This is a genomic window from Acinetobacter sp. 251-1, assembly GCF_030329305.1.
In the GTDB taxonomy this organism is placed as follows: Bacteria; Pseudomonadota; Gammaproteobacteria; order Pseudomonadales; family Moraxellaceae; genus Acinetobacter; species Acinetobacter piscicola_A.
In genome coordinates this window covers 1-15,272 of record NZ_JACANS010000007.1, presented here as the reverse complement: position 1 = coordinate 15,272, position 15,272 = coordinate 1, and the positions used below count along the sequence as shown (strand labels likewise).

Annotated in this window: 13 protein-coding genes and 3 pseudogenes; 8 read left to right on the top strand and 8 right to left on the bottom strand. The window is 36.2% G+C overall.

What is annotated here, in order from left to right; genetic code table 11:
- The gene (gene antC / locus HX129_RS06820; protein WP_286434805.1) at positions 1-1,032 is read left to right on the top strand and encodes an anthranilate 1,2-dioxygenase electron transfer component AntC; all 1,032 of its coding nucleotides are present in this window, start codon (positions 1-3) and stop codon (positions 1,030-1,032) included.
- Between the two features lie 392 nt (positions 1,033-1,424).
- On the top strand, positions 1,425-2,771 hold the full coding sequence (locus HX129_RS06815; RefSeq protein WP_130073685.1) for an MFS transporter: 1,347 nt from the start codon (positions 1,425-1,427) through the stop codon (positions 2,769-2,771).
- Between the two features lie 68 nt (positions 2,772-2,839).
- On the opposite strand, the gene HX129_RS06810 is transcribed toward HX129_RS06815, so the two are convergent.
- The 3 genes from HX129_RS06810 to HX129_RS06800 form a co-directional block, all read right to left on the bottom strand.
- Positions 2,840-3,823, bottom strand: a complete 984-nt coding sequence (locus HX129_RS06810; protein WP_130073686.1) for an AraC family transcriptional regulator — start codon at positions 3,821-3,823, stop codon at positions 2,840-2,842.
- A 271-nt stretch (positions 3,824-4,094) separates the two neighbouring features.
- Positions 4,095-4,295: a type 2 periplasmic-binding domain-containing protein gene (locus tag HX129_RS06805; protein WP_174492780.1), complete on the bottom strand. Its 201-nt coding sequence runs from the start codon at positions 4,293-4,295 to the stop codon at positions 4,095-4,097.
- A 92-nt stretch (positions 4,296-4,387) separates the two neighbouring features.
- Positions 4,388-4,558 carry a type 2 periplasmic-binding domain-containing protein gene (locus HX129_RS06800; RefSeq protein ID WP_286434806.1) on the bottom strand — a complete coding sequence of 57 codons (171 nt, stop codon included), beginning with the start codon at positions 4,556-4,558 and terminating at the stop codon, positions 4,388-4,390.
- A 6-nt stretch (positions 4,559-4,564) separates the two neighbouring features.
- Here HX129_RS06800 and HX129_RS06795 point away from each other — a divergent pair.
- Positions 4,565-5,287: pseudogene (locus HX129_RS06795) on the top strand (polyphosphate kinase 1); the annotation flags it as partial.
- A gap of 33 nt (positions 5,288-5,320) precedes the next feature.
- On the opposite strand, the pseudogene mobR reads toward HX129_RS06795, so the two are convergent.
- Positions 5,321-6,991: pseudogene (mobR, locus tag HX129_RS06790) on the bottom strand (phenol degradation transcriptional regulator MobR).
- A 143-nt stretch (positions 6,992-7,134) separates the two neighbouring features.
- Between mobR and HX129_RS06785 the strand changes: the two are divergent.
- The 4 genes from HX129_RS06785 to HX129_RS06770 all read left to right on the top strand — a co-directional run bounded on the left by HX129_RS06785 (position 7,135) and on the right by HX129_RS06770 (position 10,688).
- Positions 7,135-7,554, top strand: a complete 420-nt coding sequence (locus HX129_RS06785; RefSeq protein WP_107008810.1) for a hypothetical protein — start codon at positions 7,135-7,137, stop codon at positions 7,552-7,554.
- A 66-nt stretch (positions 7,555-7,620) separates the two neighbouring features.
- Entirely contained in the window at positions 7,621-8,085 is a 465-nt protein-coding gene (locus HX129_RS06780) for a MarR family winged helix-turn-helix transcriptional regulator (protein ID WP_286434807.1), read from the top strand.
- A gap of 277 nt (positions 8,086-8,362) precedes the next feature.
- Positions 8,363-9,436 carry a nitrilase-related carbon-nitrogen hydrolase gene (locus HX129_RS06775; RefSeq protein WP_286434808.1) on the top strand — a complete coding sequence of 358 codons (1,074 nt, stop codon included), beginning with the start codon at positions 8,363-8,365 and terminating at the stop codon, positions 9,434-9,436.
- A 229-nt stretch (positions 9,437-9,665) separates the two neighbouring features.
- A complete protein-coding gene (locus tag HX129_RS06770) occupies positions 9,666-10,688 on the top strand; it encodes an AraC family transcriptional regulator (RefSeq protein WP_174492785.1) in 1,023 nt (340 codons plus the stop codon).
- A gap of 79 nt (positions 10,689-10,767) precedes the next feature.
- Here HX129_RS06770 and HX129_RS06765 read toward each other — a convergent pair whose 3' ends face one another.
- The 4 genes from HX129_RS06765 to HX129_RS06750 form a co-directional block, all read right to left on the bottom strand.
- A complete protein-coding gene (locus HX129_RS06765; RefSeq protein ID WP_107008814.1) occupies positions 10,768-11,295 on the bottom strand; it encodes a flavin reductase family protein in 528 nt (175 codons plus the stop codon).
- Between the two features lie 11 nt (positions 11,296-11,306).
- Positions 11,307-12,545: a styrene monooxygenase/indole monooxygenase family protein gene (locus HX129_RS06760; protein ID WP_286434809.1), complete on the bottom strand. Its 1,239-nt coding sequence runs from the start codon at positions 12,543-12,545 to the stop codon at positions 11,307-11,309.
- A gap of 89 nt (positions 12,546-12,634) precedes the next feature.
- Entirely contained in the window at positions 12,635-13,420 is a 786-nt protein-coding gene (locus HX129_RS06755) for an SDR family oxidoreductase (protein ID WP_286434810.1), read from the bottom strand.
- A gap of 12 nt (positions 13,421-13,432) precedes the next feature.
- Positions 13,433-14,683, bottom strand: coding sequence for a dienelactone hydrolase family protein (locus HX129_RS06750; protein WP_286434811.1), 1,251 nt, complete (start codon positions 14,681-14,683; stop codon positions 13,433-13,435).
- 274 nt (positions 14,684-14,957) lie between these two features.
- Between HX129_RS06750 and HX129_RS06745 the strand changes: the two are divergent.
- A pseudogene (locus tag HX129_RS06745) lies at positions 14,958-15,197 on the top strand (transposase-like zinc-binding domain-containing protein); the annotation flags it as partial.
- Positions 15,198-15,272 lie beyond the last annotated feature (75 nt).

The following is a 15,272-nucleotide window of genomic DNA, read 5'->3' as shown; positions in this document are numbered from 1 at the left end:
ATGGGACATTCTGTGGCGCTAAATTTTGCAGATGGTAAAACCTTTTTTATCGCAGTAAATAATGATGAATTGTTGCTTGATGCAGCAATTCGTCAGGGCATAAACTTGCCTTTAGACTGCCGCGAAGGTGTTTGCGGAACCTGTCAAGGGCAATGTGAAACAGGCATTTATGAGCAAGAATATGTCGATGAAGAAGCACTCAGTTCACGTGATTTAGCTGAACGTAAAATGTTGGCTTGCCAAACGCGAGTACAATCGGATGCTGCTTTTTTCTTCGATCATGATTCAAGTATTTGTAATACAGGCGATACCTTAAAAATTAACACCATCGTCAAACATGTTGAGTTAGTTTCAGAAACGACCGCTATTTTACATGTTGATGCCAGTAATTATTCTGAGCAATTACAATATTTAGCAGGTCAATACGCACGTTTACAAATTCCTGATACAGATGAGTGGCGTTCATATTCATTTGCAAATCGCCCTAATGCCACGAACCAACTGCAATTTTTAATTCGCTTATTGCCTGACGGTGTCATGAGTAATTATTTACGTGAACGCTGTCAAGTTGGTCAAAGTATTGTCATGGAAGCACCATTGGGCAGTTTCTATTTACGTGAAGTTGAAAAGCCTTTGGTGTTTATTGCAGGTGGGACTGGTCTTTCCGCATTTTTAGGTATGTTAGATCATCTCGCTGAACAAAAAAACCCACCTAAAATTGAACTTTTTTATGGGGTAAATAAAGAAGTAGATTTGTGTGAACAGCAACGTTTACATGACTATTCTCATAAAATAAACAACTTTAGTTATCATCCAATCGTGACTCAAGCAACAGAAACATGGTCTGGAAAAACTGGATTTATTCATGAACATTTAAATAAATCTCAACTTGCAAAACAAGCATTTGATATGTATTTATGTGGTCCACCGCCCATGATTGAAGCCGTCAAAACTTGGCTAGATACCGAATCATTGAGTAATTTTAAAATTTACAGTGAAAAGTTTTTATCAAGTAATACGGTTAAGGCATAAACCAAACATAACACAAGGTTTAAAAGAAAATATTTCTAAAATGTATTGAACAATTTGAGCAATACGGACAAGTGTTTGCAATGAAAAGCGACATTTCACAAGATAAATAACGTGTACATTTTCACTGCTTATTTTCTCGAAAGCCTTGTGTGTTAAATCTTAAACTCTGATTTCAACACCCATTATTTTTTAATTGTGTCATCGGTATCAATCCTACACTTTCCTAGAAAAATCAATGGAAAGTTCACTAAAAATATTTTCAACCATCACACAACTTGTTAAAAATAAATGAATAATTTGGATTAAATACAATCATTTTAAAGGGTTAAAAATATTTAACAGACACTCTTGCAAAGTAACACAATCGATTTTCAATCATTAAGGGAATAATTATGCAAACAATCGATATTAATCGTGTCATAGATCGTGACAAACTTTCACCATTACAATGGCTGGTCTTTTTTCTTGGTTTTTTAGTCTTTTTCTGTGATGGATTAGACACAGGAATCATTGGCTTTGTTGCACCCTCTTTACTTGACGACTGGGGAATTACTAAACCACAACTTGCGCCTGTACTCAGTGCAGCATTGGTCGGGATGTCCATCGGTGCAATTGTTTCAGGTCCACTTGCGGATAAATTTGGACGTAAAAAAGTCATTGTAACGACCACATTAATTTTTGCTATTTTTACTGTTCTATGTGGTTTCGCAACATCCACTCAAGATTTAACGATTTATCGCTTTATTACAGGTATTGGTTTAGGCGCAGCAATGCCAAACATTAGTACTATCGTCTCTGAATATATGCCGAGCAAACGTAAAGCCTTTTTAACAGGTCTTGCAGGCTGCGGTTTTATGTTGGGTATTTCTTGTGGTGGTGTGCTTTCAGCTTTTCTTTTAGAAAATTTAGGTTGGGCAAAAGTCATCATTATTGGTGGCGTTATTCCTGTACTTTTAGCGGTAATTTTAATGCTAAAACTACCCGAGTCTACTCAATATTTAGTGAAGAAAAATCAGCATCAGCAAGCACGTTATATTTTAGAAAAAATACAAGGTCAGGCATTTTCTGAAAATGTACAATTTAAACTTGCGACAACAGAAAATAACCTGAGCAATGAAAGCCCTGTAAAACAAGTTTTAGGGAAATATCTCTGGGGCTCAAGTATGTTATGGCTTTGCTGCTTTATGAGTTTATTGGTGTTCTATTTGTTAACCAGTTGGATGCCGACCATTCTTAAAACTGCAGGTTTTACGACACAACAATTTAGCTTAATTGCAGCAATTTTCCCATTTGGTGGCGTGATCGGTGCAACAGTCATGGGTTATTATATGGATAGAACTAACCCAACCAATGTCATTAAGTATTCATATTTTATTGCCTTTTTATTGTTTATTTTAACGGGTTTTATCAGCTCAAATATTTTACTTTTTGGCATGAGTATTTTTATGATTGGGGCTTTACTTGCTGGTGCACAGTCTTCTTTACTGCCACTTTCAGCAATGTTCTACCCTTCTACTTGTCGTGCAGTTGGTGTGTCTTGGATGCATGGTATTGGACGAGTTGGCGCAATTTTAGGGGCATTTTTTGGCTCATTGATTTTTACATTTGAGTTAAGTTTAAGTGGAATTTTCTATGTTTTAGCCATCCCAACACTCATTTCTTTTATCGCTTTAAGTCTAAAAGTTATGGTCGAAAAATCAAAAAGCAAACAGCAGATTAAATCGCAAGAATTGGCTTAAATATTAAGCGCCTATGACTGAGTCTTAGGCGCTTAATTTATTTTGCTATGTAAAATTAAATATCAAAATTATTGAAATTTGGCTTTGGTCTGACTTGGATTTTCACCAAATTCTTCCCGATATTCTTGTGAAAAACGACTTAAATGACTAAATCCCCAATCATAAGCCACTTTCGAAATTGAAATCTCTTGCTGCTTGCGGCTACTTAAAGTTTTATAAACTTTCTGTAAACGATATTTTTTTAAAAAAGCCAAAGGACTCATGCCATAATAATATTGGAATTGTTCATAAAGTTTACTTTTTGAGACGCCAGCGACGTGTAAAATCATTTCTACAGAAATCATTTCATGTGCATGATCCATCATAAATTGTTTTACATTTCTAATAAATAATGGAATATCTTGACATGAACCCTCTCGTAAAGCTGCGGAAAAATTATTTTCTTGGGAAAGTAATAATGCCTTAATCAAGAAATTTTCATAATCTTCAGAAAACATTTGTAAGCCATAAAAACCTGTATATTGTGCCTTCACCAACATAAAATTTTGAATATTTGACCACCAAGCAGCAATCATCTGATCTAATACTAAATTCATCGTTGGATTAAAAACAATACTGTCGCGGATGGGTTGGTTCAGTAAATCTGATAACACCAATTGCATACTTTTTTCGGGAATGACCACTTGTAATTTTTTACAGTCTTTATCAATAAATAAATCTTGAAAATCATTATTTGAAACAATTAAACCACTGCTTTGGTCAGACTGATAATGTTCACCTCGAATATTTAATGATTGTTTACCATGCAAAGGTAAACTAATACTATAGGCTTTAAGCTGCGAAATATTGATAGCAACATTTGCACCATATTGAATACAGCCAATGGTCATATGTTTTTTGGGTAAACGTAAGCCGTCATACTGAAAATCTAAAGTATCACGATATGTGGTTTCTAAACGATGATCACCACAAATACTCGACATCAAATTTTGAGCAAAATCAGCTTGTTTTGTATTATGTTTTAAATCTGAGTGTTGGACAAATGATTGCATCTTCCTTGTACCTCGCTGAGGTGTTTTATTCCAAAATTGTTCGTTTTAAAATTTCCTTTTAATATGAACAATTTCCACATCATTTTGGCGAATAACTTATAATTTAAAATAAAATTCCTGATAAAAATAGTATACTTTATTAAAGCTGAAAATATAATAAAAGTTAATAGATTTTATGACATAAAGTTATACCAAAAAAGTATAATTTTACAATATCATGATGCTTAAACACTTCACTTATTTTCCAGCCTTTAAAATTGTATTTTACCCTTTAAAACTCATACTTATGATAAGAAACACCTTCTAAATCATAAACTTGATAAACACAATCAAAGAAAGACTGAATATCCTCTGTACATCCTGTATTACGAATAGAGACCATAACATTACTGATCGCACTTTGATCCAAAATAGGTACAAACTTCAAGTTAGTCAAATGAATGTTTTGTGCGCTTGCAGGTACAATAACCATTCCATCGCCTGCTGCGGCAAAACCACATGCTAATGCTAACTCACGTACATAACGTACTTTTTCAGGTTTTAAATTTTGTTCAGCAATAATGCTTAAATATGATGTGAAAAATTAGGTTGATCATTTTTAGGATAAAATAATAATTCCTCTTTAACCAATTCTTTTAAAAATACACCCTCTTGTAATGCCAAAGAATGAACTGCAAGAACTAATCGTTCATCTCTTAATTTTGTTCTTTTAACTTCTGGGTCTGAAATATCCATTCGACCAAAACCAATGTACATTTAGGCACAGGAAATTATCATGTAGGTAATGCCAAAATGTATACAGATTATGGCTTGATGACGACTGATTTAGATATTTATGAAGATGTTAATAAAATTTTCCAAGAGCTTACAGGCATGGGACGTATGGCAAAATCACAAAAGTTATTTCATGCACCATTTACCTTACATGCACAGTTGTTAAATTTAATTGATCAAGAAATTCAGCATGCTTAAGTAGGTTTTTCAGCACATATTATTATTAAAGTCAATGCTCTAACAGAACCAAAACTTATTCCTGCCTTATATAAAGCCTCACAAGCAGGTGTAAAAGTAGACTTACTTATTCGCTCTATTTGCTGTCTAAGACCAAAAGTTGCAGGATTATCAGACAATATTACGGTTCGCTCTATCGTGGGACGTTTTTTAGAACATACTCGTGTGTATTATTTTCAAAATAATGATAATGCGAAGCTTTATTGTTCAAGTGCTGACTGGATGGGACGTAATTTATTTTCTCGTGTGGAAACCTGTTTCCCGAGTGAAGCCCCTAAACTGCGTAAGCAAATCATTGAAGATGGGTTACTTAACTATCTTAAAGACAATGTTCGGGCTTGGGAGCTTGCAGCCAATGGGCAGTGGATAGCACTGCAAACAGCAGAACATGAAACACCATTTATTGCACAGCAGTACTTAATGGAACAACGTGTTATAAAGACCATTGCTTGATGTTATATGAAAGTTTTATTTTAAGGTGCGCTTTTAAGATACCATTTTCTTTAAACGATAATCTAAAGTTGCACGGCTAATGCCTAATACTCGTGCAGCTTCTGAGACATTTTGTTTGCACTTATTCATCGCGGTCATAATAATTTCTTGTTCATATTGATCCAGTGAAAAACCATCTGCCAACAAGTCATCTAAACGATTTACAACAGTTTTTTGCTTGTGTTCTTGCTCATCAAGCTGTGGAAATAAGCTACTCAGTTTAATGTCTTGTTGATGGTCTGTCAGGAGTGTTGCTCGTTCCAGTAAATTTTCTAATTCTCGAATATTTTTCCCAGCCAATCATATTTCATCACAAAGCTATAAGCCTTATCAGACAAGCCTTTTAAGGTTTTGCCATATAAATTTTCAAAACGTTTGATAAAATATTCGACCAATAAAGGAATATCTTCACGACGTTCCCGTAGCGCAGGAATACGCACTGGAAAAATATTTAAACGATAATATAAATCTGCTCGGAAACGCCCATCCTTAACAGCTTGTTCTAGATCTTCATTCGTAGCTGCCACAATTCTGACATCTACTTTTCGGGTTTGCTGGTCACCAACAAGTTCAAATTCACCTTCTTGTAACATTCGTAATAAGGCAGCTTGTGCACGAGGAGATAGTTCAATCACTTCATCAAGGAAAATCGTACCGCCATGCGCACGCTCAAATTTGCCCATTCGAGTTTGTGATGCACCTGTAAATGCTCCTTTTTCTACGCCAAATAATTCAGCTTCAATTAAATCTGGTGGAATACAAGCACAGTTCACAGCAACAAAAGGTTCATTTCGACGCTGACTGCCATCATGTACGCCACGTGCAAAAGCTTCTTTACCCCCCTGTTTCACCTTGCAATAAAATTGTAACTTTACTTCCTGCTGCTTTTTTTAATAAATCACAAACCTTGCGGTAGGCTGCTGATCCGCCTACTGCTTTAAACATGGTGTAATCAGATTCTGCATCCGTATAAATATTTTTCTTAAGTTTATTCAGCTCAGCCTGTAAAGCAATTAATTCATCTAATACAGGATCGGGTGACATAAAGCGGATGAGTTCCTCTGAATTTTCCCATTCTGCTAATGGCTTACCAATAATTCGACAGCACTCATCTCCTTGAGCAACACAATGCGTTTCTTGATAAATAATCGTTTGCCCCATGACAAAACTTGTATAGCCGCAAGCATAACCTAACAGCATCCAACATGATGGCTCTTCAGCCATACCAAACTCGCTTAAATGTACCTCCGCTTCAAATGAGTTTTTCCAGTTAAAATCGGCATAAAATTGCTTTAAATCATGACTTAAATTCAGTTCATTGACTTCCACATGCACCATGCCTCGTATGCCGTGCATTTGTGGACCTGCCATAAAAGCTTCTATTTCATTTAAATTTGGACGTAATTTAGAGGTAACTTCAGCATCACGCATACCTGACTGATAGCCACAACGAATAAAAAAATGTTTTGTACGCTCCCAACCCAACATTTCATATAAGTCTTTGCGTAAATATCCCATCATACTGGTATGCATCAGCAACATACGGTTTTCATCGAACCAAATTTGCCCATGCTCAGTATCAAAATGGATTTTTTCGAGTAAATCTTGAATTTCTTTACTCTGTTCAAAATATTGTTTATAAGATTTTTCATCTTTTGTTCGCATGGCATCCCATTCCTTGGTCAATGTCCATATATAATGATACTGGTTTTAGTGTATAAAACTGTATGACCTTAGAAGCATATCAGTATACCTTTTGAGTATTTACTCACATATTGATTTAAATTTTCAAAATATAAGACAGAAAAATGAATTTATTTTTAGATTGTGAGTTTAATGGTTTCGGTGGTGAATTGATTTCCATGGCATTGGTGGACGAACACGGGCTATTTTTCTATGAAGTTTTAGAATGCCCCACACCTGTAGAATGGGTCAAGCAAAATGTTTTGCCTATTACTCAAAAAGCCCCAGTGTCTTATTCAGTTTTTCAGCAGCGCTTACATGATTATTTATTACAATATGAACAGATCAATATCATTGCAGACTGGCCAGAAGACCTTGCTCTTTTTAGCCGTAGTCTTATTTTAGCTGCGGGTCGTTGTATGATCACACCACCATTGACCATGCAATTATGGCTAGAACAACGAACAACTGCGGTTTTATCTGAACAGCCTCATTATGCTTTAGCGGATGCGAAAGCCTTACAACAATCCTATCTAAGTCTATAAAAAGATGATTTAAGATAGCTTTATATTTTTATATGATTATTTTTAAAGAGAAAGCACTTTAGCACTATGGTAAAACAATTTCACCAAGCAACAGATATGTTTAGCCCTGAACAGGGTTATCTCGGTTTCTTACTCAGACAAACGGCTCATGCCTACCATCTCAAAATGGAAAAAGTCTTATTAGAATATGCCATTACTCCGCCCCAATTTACGATTTTAAAAATTGTTTCTGTTTACCCAAGTTGTTCAAATGCAGACATTGCTCGTTATGCATCGTTAACACCACAAACCGTTAACTTAATGATCAATAAATTGGAAAAAATGGATTTGGTCACCAAAAATGCCCATCCACATAATAAAAAAGTTCAATGTATTGAAATCACAGACAATGCTTCAAAAGTTTTGTTGGATGCTACCGAAGCCATTGAACAGCTAGAAGACAAACTTGAGCAAGACTTTTCTGAACAAGAAATAGCAACTTTACGTAAATGGCTTGCTTATATTCCAAACATTGAAACACCATCACCATAGTCAACTCATCATCATTTTTAAGGTGATGATCGTTTTACTTTTTTAAATTTGCCTAAAAACTCCTGATCTCTTGAAAAAGACAGGGGTTTTTTAGCTTTTTAAAATATCAAATTTTATTTGCTCTCTCATTTTCATCATTTTTCTGTCAGATGATCATTTTTTAGATTTTCCTCAGATAATATTTGAAATATTATCAGCATACTGATAACTTAAATAGACAAGCTGATGACAATGCTTTGTCAGTCTTTTCACTTTTATTTTAAAAAGGATGTTTATTATGGTTAAACCTTATGGAGTTGTTGGTTTAGTTCCAACCATTTGGGGAATTAAAAGTCGTGCTGACATTATGAAAAATATTTCTCATTTAGAGGAACTGACCGCAGGAGCATTATGGTTAAGTTCTCTAGATTTGCCTGTAAGACTATTAGTACTACCTGAAGGTGCTTTACAAGGATTTAACGATGAAGCACTTGATACACCCATTGCAGATTTTCTTGCAGATGGTGCGATAGAAATTCCGGGTCCTGAAACTGACCGTTTAGGTGAACTCGCAAAACGCCATAATGTTTTTATTATGGCGCAAGCAAAAGTCAAAGATCCAGACTGGTCAGGCATTATGTTTAATGTGGGTTTTATTATTAATCCACAAGGTGAGATTATTCTAAAACATCACAAAATGTCTGCTCTACTGCCTTGTGAACGTTCAGCTTCTCCTCATGACTTATTTGATGCTTGGGTAGAAAAATACGGTTATAACTTACAATCGTTTTGGCCTGTAGTTGATACTGAAATTGGTCGCTTAGGTATTATGATGGCAATGGAAGGTAACTTCCCTGAAAATGGTCGTGGGCTTGCCATGAATGGTGCTGAAGTGGTCTATCGCGCTTCTCTACCGACACCTTTTACCCAAAATGATATTTTCGAAATTTCGAATCGTGCACGTGCTCTTGAAAATAATATGTATGTTGTTGCACCGAATATTGGCGGAATGTATTTAGATGAAAATACTTTAGCACCTATTGATTGTGGCGGCGGATTATCACAAGTTATTGATTACAAAGGTAGAATAGCTGGAAAACAAAGTGATACTAATGGCTCAACTTATGTTTCAGGTGTGATTGACATTGAAGCTTTACGTTATCATCGTACGCATTCTCAAGTGTCAAACTGGATGAAAGATATTCGTTCTGAATGTGCTCAATTAATTTATCAAAACAATATTTATCCTAAAAATTTGTACCTTGATGGTGTACAAAGCAACCATGCAACGTATAAAGAGCAAGTGCTTGAGCCACAAATTCAAAAAATGATTGATTTGGGTATTTGGAAAAAAAGTAGTTATGATCTCTAAGTTTTGACTGACAAAACCTACATCATAATGACTCGAAGTGCTATCCATTCAATAGCACTTCTTCATGTGATTATTTTATCTAAATTCACTTGATTTTTCTGACTAATTCAGTCAACTTCTTATTTATTCATGTTTTACCCTATTCATTTGTTCAAAAATATCGAGGTTTTGGCAGGAGCTATATCTTTATATTTTAATAAAATAATGTACTTAGCTAAAGGAATCAGCTATGTCTACACCTACTCAGACTGAACATTCAGCATTTGTATCGCCATTTTCGAATACCTTGTTTTCACAACAATCACTTATTTTTAAAAACTCGGATCTTGCTGAAACTCAACACAATGTCGCACATGTACTTAAACCTCATCGTTTAAAAGCCTGTTCGTCTTCATCAACACTCTCTTCAATGCACCATATTCGTTGTGGTCATTTATCAGTGAGCCGTTTGGAATATGGTCTAGACGTTTATATTGAACCCGATTGTTTAACAGATTTTTATCTCATTCAAATTCCTTGTGAAGGTTATGCTGAAATTGAATTTCAACAACAAAAATTTATTTCCTATTCACAAATTGCTGCGCTTTTATCTCCAGATATGCCTTTAAGAATGAAATGGAAAGCGCGCGCTCCACAAATGATTTTAAAAATCAGTAAAGATCGCTTATTGCTACATTGCCAACAACATTTAGCAAATTTTAATTTAACTCATCCTATTTTTGATCCAAAACTCGACTTTTCACAGGTCAGTGGGCAATATTTTCTGCAACTATTCCAACAACTTTTACAGGCAATTCATACAGATCATCATCCATTGAAGCATCCTTTAGCTTTACAACAATTTGAAGCAAATATTTATAATGCTTTACTTTATGGTCAAACACACAGTTATCAAGCTCAATTATCGCAGACCCAACAACGACAGATTTCACCGCATTTTATTAAAAGCACTCAAGACTATATTCATGCTCATTTACATGAAAATTTAACGATTGAAATCTTGGCACAACACGCGGGTATTAGTGTTCGTAGTTTATTTTTGGGTTTTCAAAAGTATCTAAATATGACACCTATGCAATATCTAAAAGAGTTACGTTTTAAACAAGTTCATGAGGAACTCATTCAAGGAAATCAAGCAATTACTGAAGTTGCACTGAAATGGGGATTTACGCATTTAGGACGTTTCTCCCAAGAATATAAAAAACGTTATGGCTATAGCCCATCAGAAACTAAAGTTAAATTTTTGCGTTAATCATTTGAGTTTTCTATTTTTTATAGATAAAAAAGGAACTGATTGATCAGCTCCTTTATGGTATTTTAAACATTTATTATCATGAGTTTGGATGTTGTGCGGCTATACGATATTTTCCAGCATGAAAAACCAATGGATCACCATCATTTTGCTGATAATGCTCAATTTCTCCAATAAAAATCAGATGATCTCCACCTTCATATTGATTGACATTTCGACAAACTAAAGTAGCCAAACTATCTTGTAATATCGGTAAACCCAGATCACACATCTGATGATCAATATTGGCAAATTTATCTTCAGCGCCACGCGCAAAATGCCCAGAAACCTCATGCTGATGATGACCTAACACATGTATCGCAAAATGTGGTGCAGCAACAAAATCAGGTAAACTCGGTGCAGTTTTAGACAGACTCCATAAAATTAAAGGTGGCTCTAAAGATAAAGATGAAAATGAATTTGCGGTCATACCAATTTTACGTCCATCTTGTCCTGTAGTCGTAATGACCGTAACACCCGTCGCAAATTGCCCTAACAAATTACGAATGTGGCGTGGTTCATTGACATTAATTGCAGCTAAACCTAAAGATGATACTGAATGATTCATAGCCATACTCCTTATGCCACACGATTTAAATCAGTGCCTTGTAAAAACTGCTGACTTGCTTCTGCATCAAACCACCACGGAGAAAACCCTCGTGGATCATCAAAGTTGTTAGCAATTTGTACAGCAATGTGTTGGTTTTGAGAAGCAGCGACTAAAGCATCTATCATTTGTGGTTCAGGTGGACGTAGCATACTATTGGTCCAGTCCACAACATACTGTGCATAATCCCAATAACGATCAAAGGTTTGCTGCATCCACGCTTCATCAAATGCTTGGTCAGCATGTGCTAAAATCGCATCATAATACACCTTGCAACATTTGGCTGCATTGTTTGAACCTTGACCAGTAATAGGATCATTGACCACTAAAGCATCTGCCATACCAAAGACTTTTTTACCTGATGCCAAAGTTAAAACAGGATGACGTACTGTCGGGGTAAAACGCCCTGCAATATAACCACCATCATCTGTTAATTCGACATTTTGGCAACGGTCAGCCTCCCACGGTATATATTTTTCTAAAATTTCTAAGCTTTTTGCCAAATGTTGCTCTGGTGTTTTAACCTCTTGCCAACAATCCATTGGACCATTTGGAATCCCTTCAAAGACCATGATTTCACATGGTCCACTGGTTGTGAGTGCAGGAAAACAGAAATATTCACCAACGTTAGGAATCAGGTTAAAAGCGACACGTGAATAAGGTGACATTGGACGCATGCCTTTAACATAAGTCAAAGCTAATGCACGTTGTGGTTGTTGAAATGGGCTACGTGTATCATCACGACCAAATTGATTGACAATTTCGCCCTTACCCGCTGCCAATAAAACAAGCTCATATTGTTCAGCGAGTTGTTCTAATTCAGCTAAACCTACATCTTGAATCACTAACTTTCCGCCACGACGCTCAAACTCACCCATCCATTCTGGCATTTTGACACGCTGATCCACAGATTGAGCATAGCGTTGTAAACGTGCGCTCCAACTAAAAACTTTCTCTTTTTTCTCTGGTTCTACCAACGTGACACTGATCCCTTCTACTGCAGGGCATTGCTCTTCCCACTGATTTAGACCTAAATCACGTTCGGTTTGTAATGCATTATGAAACATACATTGACTCGACATGACTTTGCCATGTTTAACCTGCTCAGCGGTACGGTTGGTATACATACTAACCTCATAGCCTTTATCTAAAAGCCCTAAACCAAGTTGTAAGCCTGCCTGACCTGCACCTACGATTGCTATTTTGCGCATTTGATATTTCCTTATTCAATCCATGAAATTTTTGTTTTGGGTAAAATTAAGCTGTATTTACCTAAAAGCTGTCGTTATCTAAAAAATGATTAATCTGCTAAACGTGGAATTGCGGGTTGATTTTGCTCTGGTCCCATCACGCTATAACCACCATCTACAGCATAATCTGCCCCTGTCACAAAACTCGCAGCTTGAGAACTTAAGAACAACACCACATTTGCCACTTCTTCAGGGTGACCTAAACGCCCTAAAAGATGATAATCTGCCGCCACACGATCTGCTTTTGCTCGGTCTTGTCCACTCACTTCCGCAATGACACGTGACCATGTCCAACCTGGTGAAACTGAGTTGACTCGGATACCATCGGTTGCAAAATCCATTGCCATACTTTTGGTTAATGCTTGCATTGCAGCTTTAGATACGGGATATAACCAGCGACCTGTTTGTGCACATTGCGCTGAAATAGAGGTAAAATTAACAATTGAACCTTGTGTTGCTTTTAAGTCCGTATACACAGCACGAGTTAACTCTACAGCTGAAACTAAATTAATATCTAAAGCCTTGAGCCAATCTTGACGACTCGACTGAAATCCGTTATCTAAATATGTACATGCTAAATTGACTAAAACATGAACTTGCCCAAACTTTTGCTGAACCTGGGAAATTGCATCCTTAAGTTGCGTATCATTGGTTAAATCTGTTTCAATAAATAAAGCTTGGTCTGTATAGGCATCTGCAATTTTTTGCCCTGCTGGATCTATATCTAAAATCGCAACATTTGCACCTACTTGTATAAAGGCATCAACCACAGCTTGACCAATCAGCGTTGCACCACCACTCACAATGACTGTTTTTTCTTTAAATTCAATCTTCATTACCAACTCCTATTAAGCGACTGATTTCTTTTCACTTGATGACCAAGATGGCATTAAGGTATTTGAAGGCAAAGATTCATCTATCAATTTTTGTGCGGTTTCTACACCTGCAACAGGTAGACCTTGTGGATTGAGAACACCTAACTGAACAAGCACACTTGCTTGATCCCAATAAATATGTTCATGACATAGTTTTGGACCACGGAATTTAATTACACCTAACATTGGGATTTGTACTTTTTTACCTGTAGGTGCAATCCCCGGAATCAGCCAATCAATTTCTTCATCATGGGTAAAACTCATAATGAACTCGTCTACAACTTGGGTTGCTCCCACTGTACGAGAAATTGGAATCAGACTCATATCTTTAGGATTTTGATGAACAAAATGATGCTGATAAAAACGTGACAGTTGCTTATAACCAACACCGCCCGTCATGGTTGGGATATGATTCACATAAGGCTCAGCCACCATGGTTGCCATAGTTGCAGGGACATCTCGTGTATCAAACTCATGGCGAATGTGTTCCTCCCACAGAGCTGCTAAATCATAATCAGGACCGATGGTTTTACGTAATGCAGCAACTGTTCTTTCATGAGCAATTTGTGCGGCAGTTTTATCAAAATGTTCACTTCTTGGACGAGCAAAAGCATGATCTACCTGCGGATAAACATAGACTTCTGTGCCTTTGATCTGTGCTAAACCCTGTTGAATGTCTTGGCGAATATTTTCAGGACAGAATTGATCCAGCTCCGCCATATGTAATAGCAATTTACCTTGGATATTTTGACTTTCAGCAAGTGCTTTTTCGATCCCAACACCATAATACGCTACAGAACACGCCAGATTTGGAATACGACACGCTGCTAAATATGCTAATTTTCCACCTAAGCAAAAGCCAACCACCGCTTGCTGTGCTTGATCATCACATACATCTAAACTTTTTAAAAAAGCCAAACTTTCTTCAATATCTTGTACACCGAGGTCTTCATCAAATTGTTGATACAACTCAAATGCACGTTGAAAATCTTCAGCACCATAACCTAACTCCGTTTCAGGTGCGATTCGCCAATATAAATCTGGTACTAAAACGCTATAACCTTCTTCTGCAAGTAAATCTGCCTTGTCACGCATGGCTTGATTAACGCCAAAAATTTCTTGGCACAGCACAATACCCGGACCTTTACCATCTACAGAAGTTGCTAAGTAAGCTTTGTATTGGTTCCCTGTTGCGGTTGTCACTTGAATATATTTTCCTGACATTTCCTTGATCCTTGCTTGTTGTTTTCCACATCATGCAAAGATTCCAAACTATCAGCTAGGACAAGAACTGCAATCACTATCCAAAAATTGCAGTTTTTATTTTTTGAAAATTTATCTTATTTTTAAGCGATTGCGATATTTATTCAAACTATTTTCAGAATTTCATCAAATCATTAAAAATCAGCAAAATTAATTTCATTAAATCATTAAAATTTAGGTTAGTGTTTCAAAAAGTATGCTGAAAAAACGGGTTGAATCTTGATAAAGTAGAGAAATGCAAATAACTCTAGAAATCAAATGTCCAACCTTCCTCAGTGACAGTATAAAGAAAAATGGTCTCAAAGTAGATGAGAAACAAAATTATCAGTGCAAAGGCTGTAAACGCCAGTTTATTAGTGACCATGCACTCAGCTACCTCGGATGTAATTCAGTTATGACTCGTAAAATATTATACTTAATGGTCAGAGGTAGTCGTATACGAGATATTGCTGAGGTTGAGCGTATCAGCATTGGGTAATGCTCCCGAAAATTAAACGAGTTTAAAAGTAGAAAATCGACTAGTCTTTGAACAAGGAGATTTTCCATGAAA

Bases quoted from the DNA above. Each gene is read 5' to 3' on its own strand.
- antC (WP_286434805.1), top strand. From the start codon at position 1: ATGGGACATTCTGTGGCGCTAAATTTTGCAGATGGTAAAACCTTTTTT.
- HX129_RS06815 (WP_130073685.1), top strand. From the start codon at position 1,425: ATGCAAACAATCGATATTAATCGTGTCATAGATCGTGACAAACTTTCA.
- HX129_RS06810 (WP_130073686.1), bottom strand. From the start codon at position 3,823: ATGCAATCATTTGTCCAACACTCAGATTTAAAACATAATACAAAACAA.
- HX129_RS06805 (WP_174492780.1), bottom strand. From the start codon at position 4,295: ATGGTTATTGTACCTGCAAGCGCACAAAACATTCATTTGACTAACTTG.
- HX129_RS06800 (WP_286434806.1), bottom strand. From the start codon at position 4,558: ATGGATATTTCAGACCCAGAAGTTAAAAGAACAAAATTAAGAGATGAA.
- HX129_RS06785 (WP_107008810.1), top strand. From the start codon at position 7,135: ATGAATTTATTTTTAGATTGTGAGTTTAATGGTTTCGGTGGTGAATTG.
- HX129_RS06780 (WP_286434807.1), top strand. From the start codon at position 7,621: ATGGTAAAACAATTTCACCAAGCAACAGATATGTTTAGCCCTGAACAG.
- HX129_RS06775 (WP_286434808.1), top strand. From the start codon at position 8,363: ATGGTTAAACCTTATGGAGTTGTTGGTTTAGTTCCAACCATTTGGGGA.
- HX129_RS06770 (WP_174492785.1), top strand. From the start codon at position 9,666: ATGTCTACACCTACTCAGACTGAACATTCAGCATTTGTATCGCCATTT.
- HX129_RS06765 (WP_107008814.1), bottom strand. From the start codon at position 11,295: ATGAATCATTCAGTATCATCTTTAGGTTTAGCTGCAATTAATGTCAAT.
- HX129_RS06760 (WP_286434809.1), bottom strand. From the start codon at position 12,545: ATGCGCAAAATAGCAATCGTAGGTGCAGGTCAGGCAGGCTTACAACTT.
- HX129_RS06755 (WP_286434810.1), bottom strand. From the start codon at position 13,420: ATGAAGATTGAATTTAAAGAAAAAACAGTCATTGTGAGTGGTGGTGCA.
- HX129_RS06750 (WP_286434811.1), bottom strand. From the start codon at position 14,683: ATGTCAGGAAAATATATTCAAGTGACAACCGCAACAGGGAACCAATAC.